Source organism: Staphylococcus sp. HMSC14C01 (assembly GCF_001808085.1).
Classification (GTDB): domain Bacteria; phylum Bacillota; class Bacilli; order Staphylococcales; family Staphylococcaceae; genus Staphylococcus; species Staphylococcus hominis.
Genome location: NZ_KV792037.1, coordinates 162,382 through 187,329, shown reverse-complemented (window position 1 = coordinate 187,329; position 24,948 = coordinate 162,382). Strand labels below are relative to the sequence as shown.

21 protein-coding genes and 5 pseudogenes are annotated in these 24,948 nt (G+C 31.2%); 5 read left to right on the top strand and 21 right to left on the bottom strand.

Translation table 11 applies throughout. The features are described from left to right. The 5 genes from HMPREF3131_RS06810 to HMPREF3131_RS06790 all read right to left on the bottom strand — a co-directional run. A partial coding sequence (locus HMPREF3131_RS06810; protein ID WP_256262198.1) for a GNAT family N-acetyltransferase occupies positions 1-455 on the bottom strand: 455 nt, incomplete at its 3' end. A gap of 178 nt (positions 456-633) precedes the next feature. Further along, on the bottom strand, positions 634-1,476 hold the full coding sequence (locus HMPREF3131_RS06805) for an AbiH family protein (protein ID WP_017175654.1): 843 nt from the start codon (positions 1,474-1,476) through the stop codon (positions 634-636). A gap of 24 nt (positions 1,477-1,500) precedes the next feature. Next, a complete protein-coding gene (locus tag HMPREF3131_RS06800; RefSeq protein WP_017175653.1) occupies positions 1,501-2,040 on the bottom strand; it encodes a hypothetical protein in 540 nt (179 codons plus the stop codon). A 2-nt stretch (positions 2,041-2,042) separates the two neighbouring features. Continuing rightward, positions 2,043-3,647: an N-6 DNA methylase gene (locus HMPREF3131_RS06795; protein ID WP_017175652.1), complete on the bottom strand. Its 1,605-nt coding sequence runs from the start codon at positions 3,645-3,647 to the stop codon at positions 2,043-2,045. Positions 3,648-3,786: 139 nt separating this feature from the next. Beyond that, complete coding sequence (locus HMPREF3131_RS06790) at positions 3,787-5,328, bottom strand: LA2681 family HEPN domain-containing protein (protein WP_017175651.1); 1,542 nt, start codon at positions 5,326-5,328, stop codon at positions 3,787-3,789. A gap of 93 nt (positions 5,329-5,421) precedes the next feature. Between HMPREF3131_RS06790 and HMPREF3131_RS06785 the strand changes: the two genes are divergently transcribed. Beyond that, complete coding sequence (locus HMPREF3131_RS06785) at positions 5,422-6,090, top strand: Cthe_2314 family HEPN domain-containing protein (protein ID WP_017175650.1); 669 nt, start codon at positions 5,422-5,424, stop codon at positions 6,088-6,090. A 564-nt stretch (positions 6,091-6,654) separates the two neighbouring features. On the opposite strand, the gene HMPREF3131_RS06780 is transcribed toward HMPREF3131_RS06785, so the two are convergent. The 15 genes and pseudogenes from HMPREF3131_RS06780 to HMPREF3131_RS06715 all read right to left on the bottom strand — a co-directional run. After that, positions 6,655-7,419, bottom strand: a complete 765-nt coding sequence (locus HMPREF3131_RS06780) for an alpha/beta hydrolase (RefSeq protein WP_017175649.1) — start codon at positions 7,417-7,419, stop codon at positions 6,655-6,657. A gap of 24 nt (positions 7,420-7,443) precedes the next feature. Continuing rightward, positions 7,444-8,103 (bottom strand): ABC transporter permease, encoded by a 660-nt coding sequence (locus HMPREF3131_RS06775; RefSeq protein ID WP_017175648.1) that lies wholly within the window; start codon positions 8,101-8,103, stop codon positions 7,444-7,446. Continuing rightward, positions 8,103-9,053, bottom strand: a complete 951-nt coding sequence (locus HMPREF3131_RS06770; RefSeq protein WP_017175647.1) for an osmoprotectant ABC transporter substrate-binding protein — start codon at positions 9,051-9,053, stop codon at positions 8,103-8,105. Before HMPREF3131_RS06770 ends, HMPREF3131_RS06775 begins: the two co-directional genes overlap by 1 nt. Positions 9,054-9,071: 18 nt before the next feature. Next, positions 9,072-9,704, bottom strand: a complete 633-nt coding sequence (locus HMPREF3131_RS06765; RefSeq protein ID WP_017175646.1) for an ABC transporter permease — start codon at positions 9,702-9,704, stop codon at positions 9,072-9,074. Beyond that, positions 9,701-10,876: a betaine/proline/choline family ABC transporter ATP-binding protein gene (locus HMPREF3131_RS06760; RefSeq protein WP_017175645.1), complete on the bottom strand. Its 1,176-nt coding sequence runs from the start codon at positions 10,874-10,876 to the stop codon at positions 9,701-9,703. The genes HMPREF3131_RS06765 and HMPREF3131_RS06760 overlap by 4 nt, the downstream gene beginning before the upstream one ends. Before the next feature lie 132 nt (positions 10,877-11,008). Further along, positions 11,009-11,482, bottom strand: a complete 474-nt coding sequence (locus HMPREF3131_RS06755) for a thioesterase family protein (protein ID WP_017175644.1) — start codon at positions 11,480-11,482, stop codon at positions 11,009-11,011. A gap of 4 nt (positions 11,483-11,486) precedes the next feature. Further along, on the bottom strand, positions 11,487-12,452 hold the full coding sequence (locus HMPREF3131_RS06750; RefSeq protein WP_017175643.1) for a 3-hydroxyacyl-CoA dehydrogenase NAD-binding domain-containing protein: 966 nt from the start codon (positions 12,450-12,452) through the stop codon (positions 11,487-11,489). After that, positions 12,452-13,336, bottom strand: coding sequence for a beta-keto acid cleavage family enzyme (locus tag HMPREF3131_RS06745; RefSeq protein WP_017175642.1), 885 nt, complete (start codon positions 13,334-13,336; stop codon positions 12,452-12,454). The genes HMPREF3131_RS06750 and HMPREF3131_RS06745 overlap by 1 nt, the downstream gene beginning before the upstream one ends. Positions 13,337-13,462: 126 nt before the next feature. Continuing rightward, positions 13,463-14,020: a TetR/AcrR family transcriptional regulator gene (locus tag HMPREF3131_RS06740; protein WP_017175641.1), complete on the bottom strand. Its 558-nt coding sequence runs from the start codon at positions 14,018-14,020 to the stop codon at positions 13,463-13,465. A 471-nt stretch (positions 14,021-14,491) separates the two neighbouring features. Then, positions 14,492-14,641, bottom strand: a pseudogene (locus HMPREF3131_RS11185) (GNAT family N-acetyltransferase); the annotation flags it as partial. A gap of 23 nt (positions 14,642-14,664) precedes the next feature. Beyond that, positions 14,665-15,986 (bottom strand): annotated as a pseudogene (locus HMPREF3131_RS06735) (ISL3 family transposase). Positions 15,987-16,145: 159 nt separating this feature from the next. Then, positions 16,146-17,781, bottom strand: a pseudogene (gene merA, locus HMPREF3131_RS06730) (mercury(II) reductase). Between the two features lie 28 nt (positions 17,782-17,809). Then, entirely contained in the window at positions 17,810-18,202 is a 393-nt protein-coding gene (merR, locus tag HMPREF3131_RS06725; RefSeq protein WP_001863748.1) for an Hg(II)-responsive transcriptional regulator, read from the bottom strand. Positions 18,203-18,391: 189 nt separating this feature from the next. Further along, a pseudogene (locus HMPREF3131_RS06720) lies at positions 18,392-18,832 on the bottom strand (GNAT family N-acetyltransferase); the annotation flags it as partial. An 88-nt stretch (positions 18,833-18,920) separates the two neighbouring features. After that, positions 18,921-19,106, bottom strand: a pseudogene (locus tag HMPREF3131_RS06715) (RimJ/RimL family protein N-acetyltransferase); the annotation flags it as partial. Positions 19,107-19,289: 183 nt separating this feature from the next. Between HMPREF3131_RS06715 and HMPREF3131_RS06710 the strand changes: the two are divergent. Next, positions 19,290-20,864 (top strand): BCCT family transporter, encoded by a 1,575-nt coding sequence (locus HMPREF3131_RS06710; RefSeq protein WP_049382452.1) that lies wholly within the window; start codon positions 19,290-19,292, stop codon positions 20,862-20,864. Positions 20,865-21,092: 228 nt separating this feature from the next. On the opposite strand, the gene lepB is transcribed toward HMPREF3131_RS06710, so the two are convergent. After that, on the bottom strand, positions 21,093-21,665 hold the full coding sequence (gene lepB / locus HMPREF3131_RS06705; RefSeq protein WP_049382454.1) for a signal peptidase I: 573 nt from the start codon (positions 21,663-21,665) through the stop codon (positions 21,093-21,095). A 206-nt stretch (positions 21,666-21,871) separates the two neighbouring features. On the opposite strand from lepB, the gene HMPREF3131_RS06700 reads away from it, so the two are divergent. From HMPREF3131_RS06700 to HMPREF3131_RS06690, 3 genes are read left to right on the top strand one after another with little or no spacing between them, the layout of a single operon-like run. After that, the gene (locus HMPREF3131_RS06700) at positions 21,872-22,279 is read left to right on the top strand and encodes a YxeA family protein (RefSeq protein ID WP_049415213.1); all 408 of its coding nucleotides are present in this window, start codon (positions 21,872-21,874) and stop codon (positions 22,277-22,279) included. A gap of 23 nt (positions 22,280-22,302) precedes the next feature. Next, positions 22,303-23,061, top strand: coding sequence for an ABC transporter ATP-binding protein (locus HMPREF3131_RS06695; RefSeq protein WP_049415210.1), 759 nt, complete (start codon positions 22,303-22,305; stop codon positions 23,059-23,061). Continuing rightward, positions 23,051-24,931 carry an FtsX-like permease family protein gene (locus HMPREF3131_RS06690; RefSeq protein ID WP_070436573.1) on the top strand — a complete coding sequence of 627 codons (1,881 nt, stop codon included), beginning with the start codon at positions 23,051-23,053 and terminating at the stop codon, positions 24,929-24,931. Before HMPREF3131_RS06695 ends, HMPREF3131_RS06690 begins: the two co-directional genes overlap by 11 nt. Positions 24,932-24,948 lie beyond the last annotated feature (17 nt).

The window sequence follows — 24,948 nt, the reverse complement described above, 5'->3', positions numbered from 1 at the left end:
TGTGTGAATCCAAGTCTTATTGGTATAGCTCGACTTTTCTTATTTTTAGTAGACATTCGTATTTCGATTCGATTAATATCATATTCTTCATATACATATTGAATAAGTGCTTTAGTGCATCTAGTCATGATGCCTTTCTTTTGGAAATCTTCAGCTAAATAATAACCAATCGACGTGCGTTTGTTAACCAAGTCTAAATAATGTAAGCCAATGACTCCTACAAGTTTTTGGTCATACCAAATGCCACAATGGAATCCATCTCCACGCGCAAATTGTTGTAAGGCCGAATGAATAAACTTCTTACTGTGTTCAACCTCAGTTGTGTACGCTACAAATGGCAAGAACTCCCCTAGAGACTCACGATTACTATCTACTAATTTAAAAAGTTGATCCGCTTCACGTTCTTCCAAAATTTTCAACTTAACATGTTCATTGACCTCGTACCCAAACTTCATCCCGATCCCCCTTCAGTAAAAATTCCTAATTATTCAGTAAATTAAAGTCATAATAGCATAGATATATATATTGTAATAGTATAATTTACATTAAATTTTGAGTTTGAATTTATTTATATTTCCTTTTACTTTAATTTGTAAATAAAAAGCATCCCTTCAAAATGAGGGATACTTTCTTTTAATCCTCTAATATTAGAAATCTTTTTACTTTTTTATTTAATTCAGCTTCGTCTATTAAACTATTTAATATACTCTTTTGCTCTTCGTATTCTTGTTCTTTTTGAGTTTTATAATTATATAAATAGATATTTTCTAATTCGTTTTTATTAATATTATTAAAAATACCTTTTATATATATTAAATCGATATCCGCAAAACTAAAACCATAAAAATATATATTTTCAATTTTTTTGTCGGATAAATCTTCAAACCAATTTTGATTATCTTTATATATTCTAGAAGTATCTTTTATTAACTGATGTTTTAGGTAGTTATTAAAACCAAAGGCTGAATGGCCTATTGAATGAATATTTTCTACTTTTTTATGTCCAAATTCATAACCTACGCCATCTTTAACTACATGAATATATTTAATATTATTCTTATTAATGTTGTAAAGCATTTCCAAAGTAGGGGTATAATTCAAACTTAAAAATATATCTTCATTTTTATTAAATAAATATTTCAAATCTTTTTTAGGAGTTGCTTCAGAAATTTTATCATTTTTTAATTTTTCTATCCACTTTTTAAAAAAAAAGCTAAAACTTGTAGAAAAAGTAATAGCTGGATTTATATACTTATCGCTCTTTTTAACAACGTAATCTAAATCTAGTCTACCTATACTTTCTTCTAAATCTTTCCATAAATTTTCTTGATTTTCTTGATGAGCTATTTCAATTATTTCAAGCAATAATTTCGCATTATCATCATCTGAATCAGCTAAAGATTCTTTAAAGTTTGTATAAGCTGAAGCAATGTGATGGTCTATGTCAAAGCCATTCCCAATTACGTATAAATTCATTTTTGTTCCCCCTTAGTTTATGTTCTAACTAGTAATTACTCTCGTATTATCAAATATTACTGAACTAGCTATAGCATCTGTTAGATTTGTTTTAGTTATTTTTAAGCCTGAACTTGTCATTAGTTTATGTATTTTAGGATAAATCGTTTCTGATCCATCCATAATCGTTTGGACTGGATTATCGGTGTCACCTATCCCTCTCATTTTGTGAGGGACAGCACCAATAAATACATCCGTGTATTGTGTTGAATTTTCTAAAGTAGAAATATCAAAATTTGTTAAATCATCATATTCAACAATTTCATATCTATCTTTTAAACTCGCTTTTTTAAATATGCCGTTAATATCTTTAGCTTTTAAGCCCCCGTTTCTTACCCCTAAAATGAGAACTTTAGCATTGTCATTATAAAGATGACCTTGATTACTATCATTTTTCTCAAATTGATAACGTTCTAAGAAAGTATCAAATTCACTTTGTTGATTGTATAGCCTTGCTTCTTGTTTTAATCTCTCGAACAATTCTTCTAAAAAATCATTTAGTTCTTCGATACTTAATTTACCCAATCCTATTCCCCTCCGTTTTCATTAAAAAGTTGTGGTAATTTTTCTTTAAAGTTTTTGACTTTTTTCAGATAACTATAATATTCGAGTAATTCTTCTTCCATTTTAAAGGCGATGTCTTCTTGAGTTTCTTCATCTAGCATAGACACCTTATATTCTTGCAAAGATTTTTGTGAAATAACATTAATCACAGTTCCTGTCATTAGTTGTTTTAACTGTTCAACACCTATTTCACTTGTTAAAAATGCAAATAAATAGTAAGGACTCACTTTATCGTCTTTAATTCTTAAAATATTAAAATTAGAAGAAATAATTAGATTATCTTTAGCTAAACTTTCGGTAACAATAGCTATTTTTAAATCCGAACTTCTTGTACTTAATACAATATCCTTAGGTTTTAATAGATATCTCTCATATTCATCGAGTATATCTTGACTGATTTGTTGTTTAGGAGTATCAATTTTATAATCTTTTACATCAGATAAATTAAGTAAGTAACCTGATTTATCTTTACTTTCTTCCTCATCTAATCTTTTTTTAGATACATCTTTTCCACGAATCGTTTCTACGATGTTAGTTAACTCGGTAGGACTTACAAGACGATCTTCAATATTAACTAAATAACGAATAGGAGATAAATTATAGTCATTATCTTTGACTTCTTGTTTATTCACTTTTACAGAAATTTCAGTTTCTTCTTCTAGCGCTTTCATAATAGTTGTAATATTTTCATCTTCAAAAGTATTCTGCATTCTGCCCTTTTGAGTATAAATTTCTGAAGCATCAATAAATGTAATCTTATCGCTATTGTCTTTTTGCAAAATTAATAAAGTTGTAGGTATAGCCGTATTAGTAATCAAGTTCGAAGGAAGTTGAATAACTGCTTTTATTAAATTCTTCTCTATCAACTCTTTACGTATATCTTTAGCCATTTCAGTAAATGTAGCAGCGTTTCTTACTACAATAGTTCCTACACCCTTATCCTCTAAATTATTTAAAATACGATTTGTAAATATCCATTCAGAGAATTTACTTCTTGTCTTTAGATAACTGTTAGAAGCGGAATCTTCAATTTGTTTTAAACGTTTATTATCTGCATTTAAAAATAATGCATCTGAATAAATACATTCAAATTTATCATTGCTTCCAAAATTTAAAGTAGAATCAATTTTTTTAATTTCTATATTCGTTTCTGATTGAGATAGAAGCTGTTCGCTAATTTCAGCTACGTTATGATTAATTTCTTCACCCCTTAAGTATTTAAAATGACCTTCCTTATTCGCTCTCCATAGCATATGTCCTGTTCCCGAACCTAAATCTAATAGTGAATTTTGATTACTATAAGTTTTGAAAATCTCTAAAGATAGCGATTCGATAGACTCAGTATAAGTTGATACTGAATGACGATTCATAATTTGCAAGTCATAATAAATACTTTGTAATTCTTGAACTGTCTTATTTTCTAATTGTTTGATTATTTCTTTAGTCGAATTATCCTTAAACTCATTGTCAATTTCTTGTTTGCTAATTTTTTTAATTACTAATTCCTGTAATTCTTCTAATGTCATTGAACCCCTTAATGTGTTTACTTGTTTCAATAAATCCAACATAATTTCCTCCCTCGGTTAACGTTAACCTAAGTATATAGCACTACCCTTTAATTGTCAACGGTTAAATTTAACCTTTTAATTTTTAAACTGAAAAAACTAGCGACTTGATTTTATCGCTAGCTTATAAATCTACTTTATTTTAAATTTTCCATTCGTCACTAAATTCGCGGAGCGCCATAATTACAAATTTATCTTTTTCATCTTTATTTATATTATTTTCATTTATATTTACTGTAAAGCATAATAATATAATTAATTCTCTACATATTCTAATTAAATTAATCCCTAACTCATTTAATTCATCTGATGTAATAGTATATGATAAGTTATCATAATCACTAGTGGCTTGATCTATAAAATTACTATCTAATACCTTTAAATACCTATGTTCCATTATATTTCTTATCGTATAAGTACGTCTTAACTTTTTATCTATACAATCCAAATTCTTTGATTTAGTTTTAGCGAATAAATCTTTATACGTCCAATACATGCCTTTTAAGGCAATATTATTTTTAAACACCTCATATATTTCATTATTAGCACTTTGCCAAATTCTTTTAAAAGAAACTTCACGATCTTTCAATCCTAATTTGAAATATTTATTTAAAAAATATCCAATTCTATCAAACAATGCATAAGCACTTCTATATGCTGCCTTTACTCTTTCTATATTTAAACCATATTTAGGATAGTCAATTGTATTTACTAAATATACATTTTCATCTGAAAAATGATTCTTGTTATTATACATCCCTTCATAAAGTATATATCTGGCAGAACAATACTCTTGTTTAATTTGATTAAAAATTCCATAAAATGATGAATGATCATTAATTGACGTTAATATATTTGGCAAATGAAGAGTGTCTTGATTATTTTTAGTCATATAATCTATATCATTTATTGTGTTCAATGCTAAACTATTTTCTGCCACCCAATCCCAGTAGTCTTCATTAGTAATATTATTTGTAAAGTTATGATCATCTAATCTATCTTTTTTTAATATAGATTCCACATTGTACTCTGTATCATACGGATTAAAATTATCGATTTCATCGAGAATATCAATTTTACTTTGATAAAAAGCTTTTGCATTAGGATGTACTATACTATCCTCATAAGTTAAAGCCGTATCTAACAATTGATAAGCGTATTTATAAAGAGACTCTTTATTATCTGTATAATCAAAACAAGCATAATCAAAAATTTCTGTCCCTAAATTTCCAATTGCCATACCAAACTGAGAAGTTGCTAATTTTCTCATCTCAAATATTGCAGATGAATATTTCCCTATAGAAATAAGTAGATTACAATAATTGGTTTTTACACTATTATATATACCATTTAAATATATGTATTCTATCTCATCAATTTCAGTATCTTTTAAATATTCGTCCATTGAATTAATCGCAGTTCTAGCTAAAAACAAGCTTTTTTCAATTAGTTTTTCCCATTCTACGGTTTCTTTGTTATTAACTTTTATATCAATGTAATTATTTAAACTAGTAAAACTAATGTACAAATAATAAGCATACATCATCTTAGATTCAACATAATCGGTTGATAATTTTTCCAATTTCTCACTAATTTCATATAATGAATTGGGATCCTTTTTATCTAAAGCTTCATCAGCTTTCTTCGCGTAATTCAATAATTGTTCATTTTTATACCACTTCATTCACTTTACCTCTTTTAGTTTTTTGTAAGCTTTTACCTATTGTTCAAAATATATTAAAATAATTATACTCAAAAATGAAGGGAACTAAAATCAATGAAACCATTTTTTATTGATGAAAATTATTTTGAATATGAATACGATCAGCTACTTAAAGAATTAGATATATTCGACTTTTCTAAATTTAATGATTTGATTAATGGTTTGGATAGGTTAGGCTCAAATATAGTTTCTACTATTAATTCTATACATGATACCTGTGAATATTTCTGTAATTCTTTTGTAAATTTAAAATATTCAATAAATTTAATTGAAACTGTTAACGAAGAAGAAAGAAACTATTATTGGGTTTTTTATTTTCATAATATTACTTTACATTTTCTACATACATTAAATGATTTATTATATTCATTAGCTCAAGAATATACTTCACATTATGAAGTAAAAAAAGATATAGGTTTTAAACGAAATTTAGTAGAAAATTTGATAGCTTCAAATAACGACACACATAGACAAATCGGCAATATCCTTAATAAAGATGTTCCTATACGTACTATGAGATATAGAGATGAATACACACATAATATAATGCCTTACAGACCCAATAGTAACCCAACTGTAGAAAATGGCATTACTATGTTTCGAGGCTATTCTACCATGATAACAAGTTTAAATAGTTTAGTGGACGATATTGAATCTGATTTAAAAAAACTAAAAAAAAGAGCTAAGAATATTAAGCAAGTAGTAGGTTTAACTAATGATTAAGCTTCGTATAAATAAATAAAAAAGTATCTATTAATAAGGCTTTGGATTAATCAAAACCGCTATTAAAGCTATAGTAATGTTTGATACTCCTTTGTCTCGTCTAGAAAAATTAGAAACAAAAGAAGATTAGAAAATATGACTAATAGAGTTGCTATCAACAAAATATAAAAGAAGTAAAATTACATTTTTCTATACTTCAAAATTACATGGCTTACTAAGCACGAAAAAAAGCATTAAAATTACAAAACTTTGGGAAGATATGAATAATTATTTCATAATTTCTTTTTAATAATAAAATTTTTATATCTTCTCCCCTCATTTATATTTGTAATAATTTATTTATCAATTTCTTTATTAGTTACATATAATCTATAAAATTATTGAATTATTTGTTTAATAACAAAATATCCTTTTTAATAAAACTCAATTGTTGCTATTGCCTTAAATAATATATATTGATTTTTAAATTAACTTGTAAATGAATAATCAATATTAAATCTTTCTATATAAGAATAAAATAATAAGACCACTAGTCAAAATTGTTAGACTAATGGTCTTATTATTTTATATATTATTTGTAAATATTTTAATTACTTTCTCAATAGCTTTATCCCAAAATGCATAATCATGTTTTCCTGGGCTCTTTATAAAGTCATACTGTACATTTTTTTTATCTAAATAGTTAATAAAATCTAAGTTACCTTTATAAAGTTCATCTTCTGTACCACACATAATTAATAACTCTGGTAAATCAATATTTTTCTCTATAGCTTTATCAACAAGATAATAAGGATCAAAATTACTACCAACTATTTCTTTATTCGTTCCGACTATAGATTCTGGTGAAAAATCATACCATTTGTAATTTTTAAGCATGGAAACGTCGAATGCGGCAGATAAAGGAGCAGCTTTAGAGAACAATTGACTTTGTGTTAGTGCAAATTTAATTGTTCCATATCCTCCCATTGAATGCCCTGCAATAAAATTATCTTCTCTTTTTCTAGACAACGGTAAAATCTGGTGTACATAATTGTAAACTTCTAAAATGTAATCATAATAACTGTGTCCGAAAGCCATATTCGTATAAAAACTGTGATCTGCATTAGGCATTATAATCGCTAATTGATATTCATTAGCATATCGTTCTATACTTGTATATCTTATATACGAGTGAGTGTCGCTAGATAGTCCATGAAATAACAACATTGTTTTAAGTTTTTTTGTCTCGTTCGATGGATCAAAGTAACTGTCATCTTCAGGTAAAATAATATTTAAAGATTGATGCATTCCAAGTGTTTTTGATAAGTAATTCATCTGGATTAAAGCCATATTATCTACTCCTTAAATACTTTATTAATTATTCGTTTGTGTAGCTGGATCTAATTTTTTCTCTACTAGACGTAAAACAATATCTATAAGAACTACTATCACAACAATTGGTAATGCACCAGCCAAGATAAATAGTGTACCATCAGTAGCATTCGTACCACGAATAACGACATCACCAAGTGAAGGCGCTCCAATGAACGAACCAACAGCAACAACACCTATTGCAACTACGAGTGCAATACGTATGCCACCAATAATTACTGATAAAGAAAGTGGTAACTCAATCATACGTAAGACTTGATTACGTGTCATTCCCATTCCTTTTCCAGCATCTTTAATATTAATATCTACTTCTTTAATACCGGTATAAGTATTTTTTATAATTGGAAGTAAAGCATACAAGAATACTGTAAAAATAACCGTATTGATGCCTAATCCTATTACTAACATAAGCATCGCTAACATCGCAATGACAGGAACAGTCTGTATGATATTCGCTAAAGTAATGATAACGCCTGATAATTTTCCAAATCGTGCAATAATGATGCCTAAAGGAATACCTATAATTGACGCAAATAATACACCATACACTGACATTAGGAAATGATTAATAAACAATTCAAAAAGGTAGCCTGAATTTGTTTGATAGTAAGAAATAAGTTGTTCAAATAAATTACCATTCATTAATTTCGACCGCCTTTCTGTTTTGCATCATTTTCAAAATAATCATGTTTTTTCAAGAAATCTTCTGCTACTGTTGCTGGCTCTTTACCTTTTCCATCTGCTTGATAATTTAATTCTTGCATCTGTTCAGTTGAAATCTTACCTTCTAATTTTTCAATAATTGGTTTTAATTGTGGTTTTTCTTTTAATAGTTTATCTGTTGCTAAAGGACTAGCATCATAAGGTGGAAAGAACTGCTTGTCATCTTTCAGTACTTTTAAATCATAAGCCGCGATACGACCATCAGTTGAGTAGCCTACAGCGACATCTAAGTTACCTGAATGTAATGCGTCGTATACTAAACCAATTTGCATTGGTCTAACAGTACCAAAATGGATACCGTATTCTTGTTTAAATCCAGGATATCCATCACCCTTACGATTTTGCCATGAACTATCCATTCCTACTCTCAAATCTTTAGCATGTTTCTTTAAATCAGAAACTGTTTCTAAATTATATTTTTGTGCTGTTTCTTTTGTTACCATTAGTGCATATGTATTTTCAAAACCATATGAATTAAAGAAAGTCTGATTAAACTTTTCTTCAAATCCTTTTTGTGTCACTTTCATTGCTCTATCAGGATCTTTAATTGGATCTTCGCCTAATGCACCAGTTAAATCCGTACCTGTATATCGCGTACCTGACATATTAGCTTGGCCACTCGTAATAGCATTGTGTTGAATTACACTAGACCCTAAGTTATTGATTAAAGTTGGTTTAATCTTTCCATCTGTATCATGTTCAATGAGTAGTCTTAACATATGTGAAATAATTTGAGATTCACTTGTTCCTAGAGATGTAATTCTAACCTCATCATCTGAACTACTATTTTTTAAACCTGGCAAGCTACATCCAGATAACACAGTTAGACATAGCACTAAAACAACAATATACTTTTTACAATATTTCATAATGTCCTCCTTTATTGTTTATCTGGAAATTTTAAGTCCTTTTGGTATAATCCATTTTTCAATTTGAGCTAAAATTAAATCAACGATTAATGCTAACAACGTTACCAAAATCGTACCTACGATAATCATTTCTGGTTCATATAATGCTAAACCATTAAAGATTAAGTCACCTAAACCACCAGCGCCAACATAACTCGCAAGTGCTGCCCAACTAATCACATAGACTGACGACAAACGAATCCCACTTAGAACCATTGGTAATGCTAAAGGTAATTCAATATCTTTCATTAATTGAAAATTAGTCATTCCCATACTGCGGCCAGCTTCTACAATATTACGATCTATATTTTGAACACCCACAATTGTATTATTTAATATAGGTAGTAAAACATATATAAATAACGCAATAATTGCCGTTACTTTACCTACACCAAATAAGGGAATCATTAAAGCTAAAATCGCTAGTGTAGGAATCGTTTGTAAAATACCAGCTATAGTTAACGACACCTTTGATAGCTTTTCTTTCTTTGACAACAAAATACCTAAAGGAATGGCAACAATCATAGCAAGTATGAGAGCCATGATAGAAATGTAAAGATGCTCTAACGTTTTATTCAGTAACATACCACTATTTTCTACTAAATAATTCATACGTTATCAGCCCCAATTTCTTTAGGATCCACAATACCTTGATTTTCAGTAGTCGTTCCACCCCAAAGTGTATCATATACGATATCAACTAGGTTAGAACGTGTTACAAGTCCAATTAAAGTATGTCCGTCCGTATCAACAACAGGAACATTTCTTACATTACGCTTAAGAATGGTACGTACTGTATCTTGTAATTTACTATCTACCTTAACGCGATAAATATCACGTTGCATCGTATCAATTAATTCTTTTTTACTACGTAATCCTTGGTTGATATCTTCAATATCTAAATAACCAAGTAAATGATGTTGATTGTCAACGACAAAAATGGTATCTATACGATATTTTCTCATAATATTAACTGCATCATTTAATGATTCGTCAACATGTACAGTTATCGGCTTAATCATTGCGTCTTCTACAGTTCTAATATTTGGTCTATCTTGAATCAAGCGATTTTGTCCAATGAAGTCTTTAACAAAATCATTAGCGGGATAACGTAAAATATTATCTGGTGTATCATATTGCACTACTTTACCGTTCGTCATAATACAAATTTTATCTGCTAATTTAATGGCTTCGTCCATGTCATGCGTTACAAAAATAAATGTTTTTCCTAATTGTTGTTGTAATTTTTTTACTAAATCTTGTAATGTATCTCTTGTGATAGGATCCAAAGCACCAAACGGCTCATCCATTAAAATAATATCTTGTTCAGCTGCTAGTGCACGAATCACGCCAATACGTTGTTGTTGCCCACCAGATAACTGTGAAGGATATCGTTCTAAATACTCTTCAGGTAAATCAACAAGTTTAATTAGTTCTTTTGCTTTTTTATCTTTTTTTTCTTGCGACCATTTTAATAATTTAGGTACGAGTACAATATTCTCTTTAATTGTCATATGAGGCATTAAACCAATTTGTTGAATTACATAACCAATGCTTCTTCTCAATTCTACTGCATTGATATCTTTAATATTTTTGCCATTAATTGTAATTTCGCCCTCTGATGATTCAATCATTCGATTGATCATTCTTAATGCAGTTGTTTTTCCACTACCACTCGTTCCAATAAAAGCGATAAAGTCTCCTGATTCAATATCAATATTCATATTATCTACCGCTTTCTTACCACCTGCATAGACTTTTGATAAGTTTCTAATGCTTAACATATGTCCAATTCCTCTCTATCTATCATTTATTAAAAAAGAGAACTTAAAGTGAATGTTATACAAAGTTTACTAAGTAAAAACAAGGCACATTAAGTCCTCAATATTTCAAGCATTCGATTATCAATACAAACTTTATTTGTTTCTACTAATTCCGATTTGATGGCCTAATTGTTTAGGCACATTTACATCAGAAGTTTGGTTAAAATACGCTACTATAGATTCTGTAATACTTTTAGGAAATGGAGCCGGTCGGTTTGTGACTGTATCTATTCCCATTAGCATAACTTCATATACTGCGCTACATACCATGTCATCATTTAACATTTCCATAAAGATATGAAGTCTCTTACTATCATAATCATATAAACTCACTCTTACTTCAATAGGTTCATATTTCTTCATTTCTTTCAAAAATGTTATATGATTTTCTAATGTAAAAATGGTATAGTGTAACGATTGAATTCCTTCTTGATCAAGTCCAATGTATGCTAACCAAGCATCAGTTGCATCACTAAACACACGATTATATTCAGCATCATTCATGTGTCCATTGTAATCAACCCAAGATGATTTTACATCAGTATGATAAACAAACTGAGCTGTCATAGCTTTACACCTTCTGATGTTGCTTAGATTTTTTCATTGATGCTGTATCTTTAGGCCAGTATTCTTCTGCGAGTTGTTTTACTTTAATAAGGAATTCATTACGTTTTCGATCAAGTTCTGACATTGTATATCCTTGTGAAGTCGCTTCACTACCGCGTACCACTTTTTCATAAAGATCCTCTGTCAATTCGGGTGCAACTAACTTAGTCCATGGTTTTTTCAATGCAGGACCAAATTGTTTAAGCATATGTCTCATGCCACCTTCTCCACCTGCAAGATGGAATGTCATAAATGGTCCATATTGAGCATAACGTAAACCAGCTGCATGCGTAAATGCTTTATCTACTTCTTCTGTTGTTGCAATACCATCATTAACAATATGTAATGATTCTCTCCATAATGCTTCCATTAGACGATCTGCAATATGTCCTTCAATTTCATTTCGCACATGAAGCACATCCATACCAATACTCTCATAAACTTCTTCAGCCTTAATAACTGTCTCTTCTGAGGTGTTTTGACCTGGTACAATTTCAACAAGAGGTAAAATATATACTGGGTGAAAAGGATGTGCTACTACTAAACGTTCAGGGTGTTTTAAATTCTTTTGTAACTCAGTTGGCATAATACCAGAGGTACTTGAACCGATAATGGCAGACGGTTTCGCATAAAAATCGATTTCTTTTAAAACAGCATCTTTAATCGATTCTACTTCAGGAACGTTTTCTTGAATAAGATCTGCATCCTTAACTGCCGATTTTAAATCAGTAGTAAAGCTTAAATTATCCAACGATGCTCCCTCAGATAATCCCATTTCTTTAGCATAAGGCCAGTTTTGTTTAACTTGTGTTAGCATTCTTTCATAGGCACCATCACTAGGATCTGTAGCAATAACTTCGTGGCCGTGGGCGAGTATTCTTGTTATCCATCCGCTACCAATCACGCCTGTTCCAACTACTGCAAACTTCATTATTTATCTCCTTTATTATTTTTAAGATTAAATTTTTCTCTTGCTTCTGCAGGTGTTAATGGTATTAAATCATATTCTTTCATTATTTTTTTAGCTTCTTCAACTAATGCTTCATTTGTTGCTTTAACACCTTTTGAAATATACAGGTTATCTTCAAGACCAACACGAATATTTCCACCACGTTTAGCAACTTCTCTAACTGTTGGTAATTGCATTCTACCAATACCAAATGCAGACCATTGCGCACCTTCAGGGATTCTTGAAATAAGATAGTCTAACGTCTGAGCATCATTTTCAGCACCCCAAGGTATACCTAAACAAAACTGGAACATAGGTTGTTCGACTAAACCTTCATCAACAAGTTGCTTTGCAAAACTGACATGACCTGTATCAAAACATTCAAGCTCAGGTTGTACACCTGCATCTTTAATCATTTGTGCTTGTTCTCTCAGCCATGAAGCGGGACTAATATATATCGAATCTCCCATATTAACGCTGCCACAATCAAGCGTACACATTTCTGGTAATGTGTCTCCTACTGGTCTATGACGCTCTTTTGGTGTTTGAATCCAGGTTCCTTCACCGCCTGTTTCTGGGTGTTGTTGACTTGGGATAAAGTCGCCACCGCCACCAGCTGTTACATTAATAATAATATCTTCGTCTGCCTCTCTAATGAGTCTTACGGTTTCACTATATAGTTCTGGATCATGACTCACCCCACCTGTTTTAGGGTCTCTAACATGAATATGTGCTACTGTTGCTCCAGCTTTTGCACACTTAATTGCTGAATCAGCAAGTTCTTGAGGTGTTACTGGAACATTTTCATTTTTGTCAATTGTATCTCCAGCGCCTGTAATTGCTGCAGTTAATACCACTTTTTTCAAGGTAAGCACTCCTTTATATTTTAAATACGTTATAAACTATACCAACTGGTCGGTAAAGTTTCAACCATGACATAAAAAATAAGCTGAAAAGTTTCATTCTCACCTAACAGCTTAAAACCTGAAAATTTATTTTTTTTCTTTATTAATACCTACTTCTACTTTTTCTTTTAACCGATTTATTACTTTTTCACGCATTGCTTCGTCAACTGCACTTATTCCAAAAACTTCTGATAACCATAAACCATCAACGGCTAACCTAATGATTGTTGCATCTACTTCATCTAGACCGTCATTAACAATTTGAGATTGCCAATCTTCATATAAAGATTTTAATGGTAAGAGTAGCGCTTTATTTGAACCTTGTGCAGCAAGCATTGCAGAAGTAATAGGCGCATTTTCAACACGATGTTCTTTCGTTGCTTCAATAAACGCATTTAACCATTGTCCTTGTTTACAATGTGTATTATCAATATGGCTATTTACATTTTCTCGATATAATTCATTAGCATAATTGACAAGCTCTTTTATTAAACCTTCTCTATTTTTAACATGATAAAGCAAACCACCCTTGCTTATACCTGCTTCTTTTGCTACTGCATCTAATGTTAAATAGTCAGTACCTTGTCTATTTACTATATTAGCTGCAGATTCTAAAATATACTGTTTCTTAGATTTCCTTGCCACCAATTCACCTTCTTTCAATTAAAATCAATATTGTTTACATATTACTCTTAAATAGATAGAAATTATTATATTATATAAATTATTTTAAAAAAAGTTTTACGTTCTAATCTCTTTAACTATATTCAAAATGATTACACTTAAAAAATGTATAAAGTTAAGAGTAAGATAAAGAATTCAAAATGCTTTCTTCTTTCTATCTCAACTATGTATATAACCTAATTTATATTGAATGTAAACCTCCTTTATGAAAGTTTTAGTTCCAGAACTTAAATCAAATTGAACTTAAATTTTTAACCTTTTGTATTGATTGTATAAGAGTAGAAGCGAAAACTTAATATAAGTGTATTTTTCCATTTTAATTATTGATTACCTTTGTATTAAAATATAAGAAACGCTCATTTAAAACGCTTTCTGTCAAGTAGATAATTAAATAATTAAAAGCTATTATTAATTTTAAATAATTTCTCATCTTTAAATTTGACTTTCATATTCTTTTCTCAACAAGCTATACACATAACTATCTGAGAATTCCCCTTGTAAACATTCATCACTTCTCAATATACCCTCTTGTGTGAATCCAAGTCTTATTGGTATAGCTCGGCTTTTCTTATTTTGGGTATTCGGATTTTATGGTGGAAAAGGGCTTATAAATCACCCTTCTCCAAATTCTTAATAAGTGTGGAAAATCGACACCAAAGTTGTCTGTAATGTCGTGGTCATTCACTTCATACCAATTGAAAGTATCGTATAACATAGCTTTATTGAAAGCACTTGAATTAAATCGTGGCTTACGCTTTTTATGGAGCTTCTCATTGAAAAGGATTTTGGCTCGTAAGGCATCAAACGAGTAACCTCTACCCATTCGCTCTACCTGCCTAATAATGCTGTTAATTGACTCCGTATAAGCATTAGTGAGCCTTTTATCAAAGTAGTTGAATATTTCGACATGCCAGTTGTCTACGGCTCTCACGAGGTCTTTATATGCGTCTTTAGAGTTGCTGGACATACAACGGTGTCTCCATTGACTATAACGAAGATGACCTTCATCTGGATCAGGAGTATCCCATATCCAGTAAAACTCTTCTTTGAGTTCATAGGCTTCTTTTAAAGCAGGAAGATTACCTAACCAAGTATCTAAGAGGAATGATTCACGTTCATTTAGATCGTGTTTACGCTTTAGAAGGATAAACCTTTCACGCATAAGGGTACGTCTTTCTTTTTGGCTCATATGGGCTTTCAAAGACTTTCTGACGTTATCTAAGGCTTGATTAGCCATTCTAACTACATGAAACTTATCTACGACAACTTTAGCGTGTGGAAGGATAGTGTTCACTGCGTCTTTGTAAGGCTTCCACATATCCATTGTGACGTACTCAATGTAAGTCCTGTCACTGATTTCTGAAAGACGTTGGATGAATGTTTCCTTGTTACGGTTAGGCTTGATGTCATAAATAGTCCTGCGTTCAATATTAGTCAATACAAGCCGAGGTCTACGGATAATATGTATCTCGTCTATCCCAAGCCACTTAGGAGTTTCAAACTGGTATTCACGTTCTTTGAGTGCCACATAGTCCTTAAAAACGTTCCTAATGATTTTCTCGTCAACACCAACGCTTTCTGCGACTTCTACAAAGGTCTTAGACATGGATTGCTCTTGAATGGACTTTAAAAGCCTTTTGGTCATACTACGCTTTTCATCTACAGATATTAGGCGTTCCCAGAAGGTAGATCCGCATTCACGACACTTGTATCGTCTACGGTTCAATTGTAAGCCCACTCGCTTTAAACGAATGGGCAAATCCATAATTAGTTGATTTCTTGAACTGTGTTTGTACAACTTGTCAAAACCACATTCAGGACAACGTTCAGGTGGTCCAACTGCTTCAACTTTAAACATCATATCGGTTTCATTTTCTTGTGGCGGTTCTATTGTTTTAATGTCTGGTGGGGATAATAAGTCTGACATATTATTCATCCTTTATTACTCTGCGGTGTTAAGGTATCAATTATAGATTTGATGTCGAAATCATCAGTGTTAAATTATTTTTGTGACCACAAATGCACTTAGAAAATCCCTTAAAGCATTAGCTGGTTCACTTGAATAGGGAGTTGTAAAAAAGTTCCCTTAGCCTGCACAACAAGATAATTTCGAAATATCTTTATCGAACGTAAGTGCAGCTAATTTTAGCCCTTCAGCCATTGTTAAATATGGTGCTAGGGTTTCTGTTAAATCTTCTATCGTTAAGCCAAATTTAACAGCTAATGATGCAGCATAGATGACATCTCCTGCATTCTCAGATACAATATGAACCCCTAATACTTTTAGTGTTTCTGCATCTGCTACTAGTTTAAATACACCGGTTGTTTCACGGTTTACAATTGCTCTTGGAACAGCATCTAAAGGTAATACAGATGTCTTCACATCATACCCTTTCTCTTTTGCTTGTTCTTCTGTTAAACCAACCGTTGCAACCGTCGGATTCGTAAACGTAACAGCAGGAACTACCGATAAATCTATTTTTTTGTTTAATCCACCAATAGCATTATCAGTAATAATTCCACCTTCATAGGCTGCTACATATACAAATTGTGGTCCTAAAGTCACATCTCCTGCTGCATAAATCTTTTCATTACTTGTTTGACCAAAATCATTGATCAGGATTTCATTATTTTTTCCAGTTTCAACACCTGCTGCACTTAAATTTAAAGAATCCGTATTTGGTTTTCTTCCAGTGGCAACAAGTAACTGATCTGATTCAATGACTTCTCTACTGCCATTTACTGTTACGTAAACCCTTTTTATCTCTCCACTTTGTTCAACACACTCAAAAGTTGCCCCTTTGACAAGGTTTATACCCTGTTCAATTAACGCTTTTTCAACTGACTCTGAAATCTCAGGATCATATTAAAAGTCGCTCACTTCTTTGCATAAGCGTTATTTCTGAACCTAAATGATGAAATAGTTGTCCAAGCTCCATTCCAATGTATCCTGAACCAATTACAGTTAATCGTTTTGGTATTTTCTTTAACTCAAGAAGTGTTGTACTAGTTAAATAGTCCATTTTTTCAAGTCCCGAAATTTGGGGCAACGAAGGCGATGCACCTGTTGCAATTAAAAAGCGTTTTGCAGATAACTTTGCCCCATTGACCTCAACCGTACTAGCATCAACGAATTTTGCTTCACCTTTAATTAAATCAAAATTGTATTCATCAATTAAATCCATATATTTTTGATTCCGAAGTTCGCTCACCAATTTATCCTTTTGCGTGATTAAACTAGCTAAATCCACTTCTCCAGCGGATGTTTGTAAACCTATAAACGGATTGTCTTTTGATAAATGATTGATTTCCCCTGCCCTAAGAAGAGTTTTTGACGGAACACAGCCAATATTCACACAGGTTCCCCCAACCGTTCCACGCTCAATCATTCCAACTTTTGCACCGTATTCTATAGCTTTAATTGCCGAAGAAAAGGCAGCAGCACCAGAACCAATAATAAGAAGGTCATAATTGTCTTCATTAATTAACGCCACGTTTTCTAGTGATGATACTTCTTCAATTTCTCCGGCTTGGTAATTTGCTTCATCAATCGCCTTTATTGCACTTTCAACCTCAATATCATCGGGCAGTTCAAATACTGCTTCACCACGACGATAACTAGACTCAATATTTTTAGCACCTATCTTTTCAAGTGCTGATTCTACGTGTTTTTCACAACCCGTACAAGTCATTCCTGAAATGTTTACCTTAAATTTATTCATAAAAAAGCTCCTTTCGTTAATTAATCTCTCATGTTAATGTTTCTATTATTGGACACGAATGTAATTGCTTTTCATCTGGACATCGTTGTTTTAAGTCGTCTAACATAGTTTCAATTCGTTTTAAATCCTCTATTTGTTTTTGCACTTCCTTTTGTTTTTTAGAAACAAATTCGAACATATCTTGACAACGAACTTCATCTTTATCTACAACACCAAGTAATTTATAAATCTCGCTTAAAGAAAAACCAAGTTCCTGTATTCGTTTAATAAACCCAACACGCTTAACGTCATCATACGAATATATCCGATAACCAGCTTCCGTTCGGTGAGGTTCTTGTAATAAATTTTTTCGCTCGTAATATCTGATCGTTTCTTTATTAACTCCACATTTATCTGCAAACTCACTAATGCGATAAATCATCTTATTTCACCCCATGAATATTATAAACCGTGTACCATAGTACACGGTCAAGTAAATTGGACTATTTTATTTTTTTCCCAAAGTATCACTCGTATGTGATTGATACTTTTATATAATACTATTGATTATCCTAACATCCCGCCAGAAAATCCGATTTAAACACCAGTTGTTTTTAAACTATTAAGAAAGTAATTCCACTATATATTCCGAAGACCCCTTATTTTTAATAGACATTTGTATTTCGATTCGATTAATATCATATTCTTCATATACATATTGAATAAGTGCTTTAGTGCATCTAGTCATGATGCCTTTCTTCTGGAAATCTTCAGCTAAATAATAACCAATTGAGGTACGTTTATTAACTAAGTCTAAATAATGTAATCCAATAACACCAATCAGTTTTTTATCACTCCATATTCCACAATGAAACCCATTACCATCGATAAATTGTTGTAAAGCTGAGTGGATAAAGTGTTGACTATCTTCTACCCTCTTTGTATGTTCAACAAAAGGTAAAAATTCCGCTAGATATTTGCGGTTACTATCTACTAATTTAAATAACTGCCCTGCTTCTCGTTCTTCTAATATCTTTAATTTAATATCTTTATCTATTTGATAACCAAAGATCATAACTATCCCACCCGCTTATATAATTATTAATGAACCTTAAAGAAAAAAACCGCTACTAAAGAGGATATGGAAATCCATCTCCACGCGCAAATTGTTGTAAGGCCGAATGAATAAACTTCTTACTGTGTTCAACCTCAGTTGTGTACGCTACAAATGGCAAGAACTCCCCTAGAGACTCACGATTACTATCTACTAATTTAAAAAGTTGATCCGCTTCTCGTTCTTCTAATATTTTTAATTTTAAGTGGTCATTAATTTGATATCCAAACATAATTAAAACCTCCTATATTTTCAAAATATTCGATAAATTATAAGTATAATAACATAATTACATACATTAAAAACATAAACTTATTAAATATTTGTAAAATTTTAAACTTATTCATTATTCTTTTAACGATATATGTTAAGCTTTTATACATCTGTTTTATTAAATTTGAAAGGAGTTAAATACATGGAAAACAAATCTAAACAGTTTTCAAATGTATTTATTTTTGCTTCAGTTATTGTAGGGTTACTGGTAATTATTGGAGCCATCTTCCCTAATCAATTTGGTTCAATTTCTGGAGCAATCGGAAGTTTTATTACAGAAACGTTTGGTTGGTACTATATGCTACTTATTAGCATTATTCTGATATTTTGTATCACACTTATTTTTCATCCAATTGGAAAGCTTAAGTTAGGAAAACCTGATGATAAACCAGAATTTAATACCATTTCATGGTTAACAATGCTATTTAGTGCAGGTATGGGTATTGGACTTGTATTCTATGGATCTTCTGAGCCCATTTCACATTATCTATCGCCACCAACAGCGAGTAAAGAAACAGAAGCTGCTCTAGCTGAAGCCATGCGTTCAAGTTTCTTACATTATGGACTACATCCTTGGGCAGTTTACGGTATTGTTGCATTAGCTCTTGCATATACACAGTTTAGAAAAAATGACTTAGGACTCATTTCTCGTACATTACGTCCTATTTTCGGAAATAAAGTAGAAGGTCCATTAGGTACTGTTGTAGATGTTTTAGCCGTTTTTGCTACTATTATTGGGGTTGCAGTGTCACTTGGTGTTGGCGCCATGCAAATTAACGGTGGTTTAAATTATTTATTTGGAGTGCCAAACAATAAACTTATTCAAGGCATTATTATTCTTATTGTTACAGTTTTATTCTTAATTAGTGCTTGGAGTGGTTTAAGCAAAGGTATTCAGTATTTAAGTAATTTAAATATGCTTTTAGCTGCGATGTTACTTATTATTACTCTAATTGTAGGTCCTACAATTTTAATTATGAATATGTTTACATCCTCAATTGGTGAATATTTGAATACACTTATTTTTAATAGCTTTGATGTTGCTCCACTTAACTCACAAAAACATGAATGGTTACAGTCATGGACGATTTATTATTGGGGCTGGTGGATGAGTTGGTCACCATTTGTAGGTATCTTCATTGCCCGTATTTCAAAAGGTCGTTCGATTCGTGAATTCGTTATCGCAGTATTAGGCGTTCCTACAATTATTAGTATGCTATGGTTTACAGCCTTCGGTATTACTGGTATTGAAATTGGTAAGCAATCTAAACATATCTTTAGTATGCCACCTGAAACACAATTATTTGGTATTTTCAATGAGATGCCTATGGGTGCAATTTTATCGTTTATCGCTATTATCTTAGTAGGCTCATTCTTTATTACATCCGCAGACTCAGCTACATTTGTATTAGGTATGCAAACATCATTTGGTCGTTTAAATCCATCCGGTTTTGTTAAGATTGTTTGGGGCGTCATGTTATCAGCGATTGCCTACGTACTTTTACTATCTGGTGGATCGACAGGTCTAGATGCTCTGCAATCAGCTGCTATTATTTCAGCATTACCATTTAGTTTTGTTGTTATTTTAATGATGATTTCATTTTTCAAAGATGCAAATCAAGAAAGAAAATTCTTAGGTTTAACCTTACAACCTGATCATCAACGTAAAAAGGACTATATTAAACATAACACAAACCAACAATCTAAAATGAAATAGGACAGAACCGGAGACATCATTAAATGTCTCCGGTTTTATATATATTAGTAGTCGATGATTGAATTGAAAAATGCATTTGTCGCAAGCTTTTTTCAAGCTTAGTTCTCTTTTTTGGGGACGACAAATTCAAAATAAATTCTATTTACTCTTGTAGTTTGTATAGGATAAAAACTCTACTATAAAATAAAAGGTCACAACGAATTAAAAATGTTCGTTGTGACTTTATTTTTAAAATGTTCCTGGATTGAAGTTAGTTTTCCATTCATTAAATGGCCAATATCTCCAAACGACTTTACCTACAAGTTGTTTTTTATCTACTAGACCTACAACATCAAATCGGCTATCTATACTATTTTGTCTATTATCTCCTAAAACTAAATATTTATCTTTAGGAAGTTTCATTTCACCATTTGAACCTTTAATTTGACTTGATTTAAATGAGCCTGTTAAATATTGACCTTGTTTATGTTTCTTATTGTAATCTAAATACGGTTCAGACACTTTTTTATTATTTACATATAATTGGTCTCCCTTATATTCTACTGTATCCCCTGGTGTGCCAATCACACGTTTAATAAAATCACGTTTTGAATCTTCATGAAATACAACGACATCACCATTATCAATGTGATTCATAGATTTAGAAATTTTACTTATAATCACTTTATTGCGATCTTGAAACGTTGGATGCATTGAAGATCCAGATACTGTATAAGATTCGCCAATAAACTTTGTTACTACAATAACAACCAGTAGCCCCACTACAATGGATATAACCCACTCCATGATTTCTCTTTTCACATTTCATCCCGCCTATCATCTTTTCTTATTCTCGATTACTTCTACTCTATCATACATACTTTTCAAACACGTTTCATTCTTCTTACGACTGATTATTATTTAAATCTTTCACATTCGTAAGATACACCTCTTACTTTGTAAGGTTAGATAAAGGCACCGCTTCATTCACCCTTTTAAAATAAGAAGTGTAATAGAGATAAGGAGTGATGAGATTGAAATTATTATTAAGAATCATATTAACTATTCTTGTCATTATTGTAGTCATTATAGGTGGTTTATTTGGATTAAACGCATATTCAGACCAACATCCTAACAATCGTTCTATCAATGATTGGAATAAATTAAATCCCTTAGCACCAACGCATGAGTATTATGTTAAGACTCAAAAACCATCAAAAGTGGAAGTCGTTGATAAGGAAAAAGACTTCTATATCTACCATTACAATCAAACAGGTTACACCAAAGATGGTAAAGCTAAAAACATTGATTATACAGCGTCTAAAAAATTAAAACAACATCATTACTTAGTTGTAAGCGAAAAATCTCACACCATTACATCATATAAAGAAGTAAAACAATCAGACATTCCAATTAAAGCGAAAGAAAAATTATAAAACTTACAAGGAGTATGAAAATCATGCCTATTTTAAACGTTAATCATGTATCAAAAATTTATGGAACGAAACAAAAATTTAAAGCACTACACGATATTAACTTTTCAGTCGATAAAGGAGAATTCGTTGCCATTATGGGACCATCTGGTTCAGGTAAGACAACCCTTCTTAATGTTATCAGTTCGATTGATAGCATTTCAGACGGTACTGTAGAAATCAGTGGCAATGAGATAAACCAGTTGTCTAATAAAAAATTAGCACAATTCCGTAAGAAAGAACTTGGTTTTATTTTCCAAGATTATAGCGTTTTACCTACATTAACAGTTAAAGAAAATATTATGTTGCCATTATCTGTCCAAAAAATGAAAAAAGATGAAATGGAAAAAAACTATCAAGATGTCACAGAGGCACTTGATATTTATGATTTAAGTGATAAATATCCTAGTGAAATTTCTGGAGGTCAACAACAACGTACAGCTGCTGCACGTGCTTTTGTACATCAACCATCCATCATTTTTGCAGATGAACCAACAGGTGCACTGGATTCGAAAAGTGCACAAGATTTACTTCATCGCTTAGAAGATATGAACAAACAATTTAATAGTACGATTATTATGGTTACTCATGATCCTTCAGCAGCAAGTTTTGCACAACGTGTCATTATGTTAAAAGATGGCGATATTCATTCAGAAATTCTTCAACAAAGTAAAACAAAATCTAAATTTTATAATGAAATCATTCAATTACAATCAGCCCTAGGTGGTGTGGCAAATGACGTTTAATCAAATTACATTAAAGAATTTAAAAAGTAATATCAAACATTATGTATTATATCTTTTTTCATTAATCTTAAGTATCATCTTATATTTTAGTTTTGTCACATTACAATACACACATAGCTTAAATAATGGTACATCAAAAATAATCAATCAAGGTGCAAAAGTTGGTTCAATTTTTTTATTCATTACGATTATCATTTTCTTAATGTATACGAACCATCTATTTATTAAACGTCGTACACGCGAATTTGCATTATTCGAACTCATTGGACTAACACGTGGTAACATTCTTAGAATGCTTGCTATCGAACAAATCACTTTATTTATTAGTACAGGCATTATTGGCGTCATCGTTGGTATTTTAGGTTCAAAATTATTGCTTTCAATATTAATAAAACTGATGCATTTACATATTCATGCATCTATAGGATTTGAAGTAGCAGCTTTAATTCAAACAATGATCATGCTAATGTTAGCGTTTATTCTAATTATGTTAGAAGATACTATCTTTTTAAAACGAAGAACCATACTTTCTATGATGAAAGACAGTATGAAAACAGAGGCAGTAAAAGCGAAAATCACCACGCCAGAATGTATTGCTGGTATTCTTGGACTCATAATGATGATGTTAGGTTATTATATGTCTACAGAAATGTTTGGTAAATTTCAAGAATTAACAATGGCCTTATTAACGCCGTTTATTATTTTATTCTTAACTGTAGCAGGCGCATATTTGTTTTTCAGAAGTTCAGTTTCAATTATTTTTAAATCTTTAAAAAAATCAAAACAGGGTCGTGTCTCTATCACTGATGTCGTCTTTACATCTTCGATTATGTATAGAATGAAGAAAAATGCGATGTCTTTAACTATTATTACAGTCATTTCAGCAGTTACAGTAACAATATTGTGTTTCGGAGCAATTAGTAAAGCAAATGCTGACTTTAATATTCAATCATCGTCACCTCAAGATATTAACTTTACTAAAGCAAAGACGGCCCAACAATTTGAACATCAACTTAACCAACACGGTATACCCTATACAAAAAAAACGTATGAAAATGCCAATACCCATATTATTGAAAATGATGTCATTAAAAGTAAAACGGGTAATGCAATGCAAAATGAAAGTATATCGATTATGGCTGATCCTCATATCAAAGGTCATCACGCTACAATTACAAATTTACAAGGTCCACTTTCAATGATGTTTAATGTTCAAATTCATAAAGATTTAAAACTAAAAGGACAACAAGTAAAGACATTTTATGTAGATAAAAAAGATTTAAATGAAATCATTCCAATGGATGCTTCACTGGGTGGGCCAGTACTTAAAATTAGCGTAGACAACTATAATGCTTTAAAAACAAAAAATCAACTTACACATCATTATGGTTTTAATATTAAGCATCATAGTGATCTTTCAAAAGCTGAAACATTAGCTAAAAAAGGAAACCAAAATGTAGTTTTAAAAAGTGAAAACAAAAAAGCAATTGATGAAAGTAATGGCATTCTTATATTTGTCACTTCTTTCTTAGGTCTTGCATTTTTAGTAGCAGCTGGTTGCATTATTTATATTAAACAAATGGATGAAACTGAAGATGAAATAAATAATTATCGTATTCTGCGACGTATTGGTTTTACGAATACAGATATGATAAAAGGACTAGCTTTAAAGATTATATTCAATTTCGGTTTACCATTAGTGGTTTCTTTACTCCATGCCTTTTTTGCAGCAAACGCATTTATGATGTTAATAGGTAATTATACATTGACACCTATCTTCATTGTCATGGTTATCTATTCACTTGTATATCTGATATTTGCAGTTATTTCGTTCATTCATTCAGAACGCATCATTAAAGACGCCATTTAAATAATAGATTGAAAGGA

Coding starts and splice junctions, on each gene's coding strand:
- HMPREF3131_RS06695 (WP_049415210.1), top strand. CDS start 22,303: ATGCCTATTTTAAACGTTAATCATGTATCAAAAATTTATGGAACGAAA.
- HMPREF3131_RS06770 (WP_017175647.1), bottom strand. CDS start 9,053: ATGAAATATTGTAAAAAGTATATTGTTGTTTTAGTGCTATGTCTAACT.
- HMPREF3131_RS06750 (WP_017175643.1), bottom strand. CDS start 12,452: ATGAAGTTTGCAGTAGTTGGAACAGGCGTGATTGGTAGCGGATGGATA.
- HMPREF3131_RS06790 (WP_017175651.1), bottom strand. CDS start 5,328: ATGAAGTGGTATAAAAATGAACAATTATTGAATTACGCGAAGAAAGCT.
- HMPREF3131_RS06795 (WP_017175652.1), bottom strand. CDS start 3,647: ATGTTGGATTTATTGAAACAAGTAAACACATTAAGGGGTTCAATGACA.
- HMPREF3131_RS06755 (WP_017175644.1), bottom strand. CDS start 11,482: ATGACAGCTCAGTTTGTTTATCATACTGATGTAAAATCATCTTGGGTT.
- HMPREF3131_RS06765 (WP_017175646.1), bottom strand. CDS start 9,704: ATGAATTATTTAGTAGAAAATAGTGGTATGTTACTGAATAAAACGTTA.
- HMPREF3131_RS06805 (WP_017175654.1), bottom strand. CDS start 1,476: ATGAATTTATACGTAATTGGGAATGGCTTTGACATAGACCATCACATT.
- HMPREF3131_RS06700 (WP_049415213.1), top strand. CDS start 21,872: ATGAGATTGAAATTATTATTAAGAATCATATTAACTATTCTTGTCATT.
- HMPREF3131_RS06710 (WP_049382452.1), top strand. CDS start 19,290: ATGGAAAACAAATCTAAACAGTTTTCAAATGTATTTATTTTTGCTTCA.
- merR (WP_001863748.1), bottom strand. CDS start 18,202: ATGATTTATCGCATTAGTGAGTTTGCAGATAAATGTGGAGTTAATAAA.
- HMPREF3131_RS06780 (WP_017175649.1), bottom strand. CDS start 7,419: ATGGCTTTAATCCAGATGAATTACTTATCAAAAACACTTGGAATGCAT.
- HMPREF3131_RS06785 (WP_017175650.1), top strand. CDS start 5,422: ATGAAACCATTTTTTATTGATGAAAATTATTTTGAATATGAATACGAT.
- HMPREF3131_RS06775 (WP_017175648.1), bottom strand. CDS start 8,103: ATGAATGGTAATTTATTTGAACAACTTATTTCTTACTATCAAACAAAT.
- HMPREF3131_RS06760 (WP_017175645.1), bottom strand. CDS start 10,876: ATGTTAAGCATTAGAAACTTATCAAAAGTCTATGCAGGTGGTAAGAAA.
- HMPREF3131_RS06690 (WP_070436573.1), top strand. CDS start 23,051: ATGACGTTTAATCAAATTACATTAAAGAATTTAAAAAGTAATATCAAA.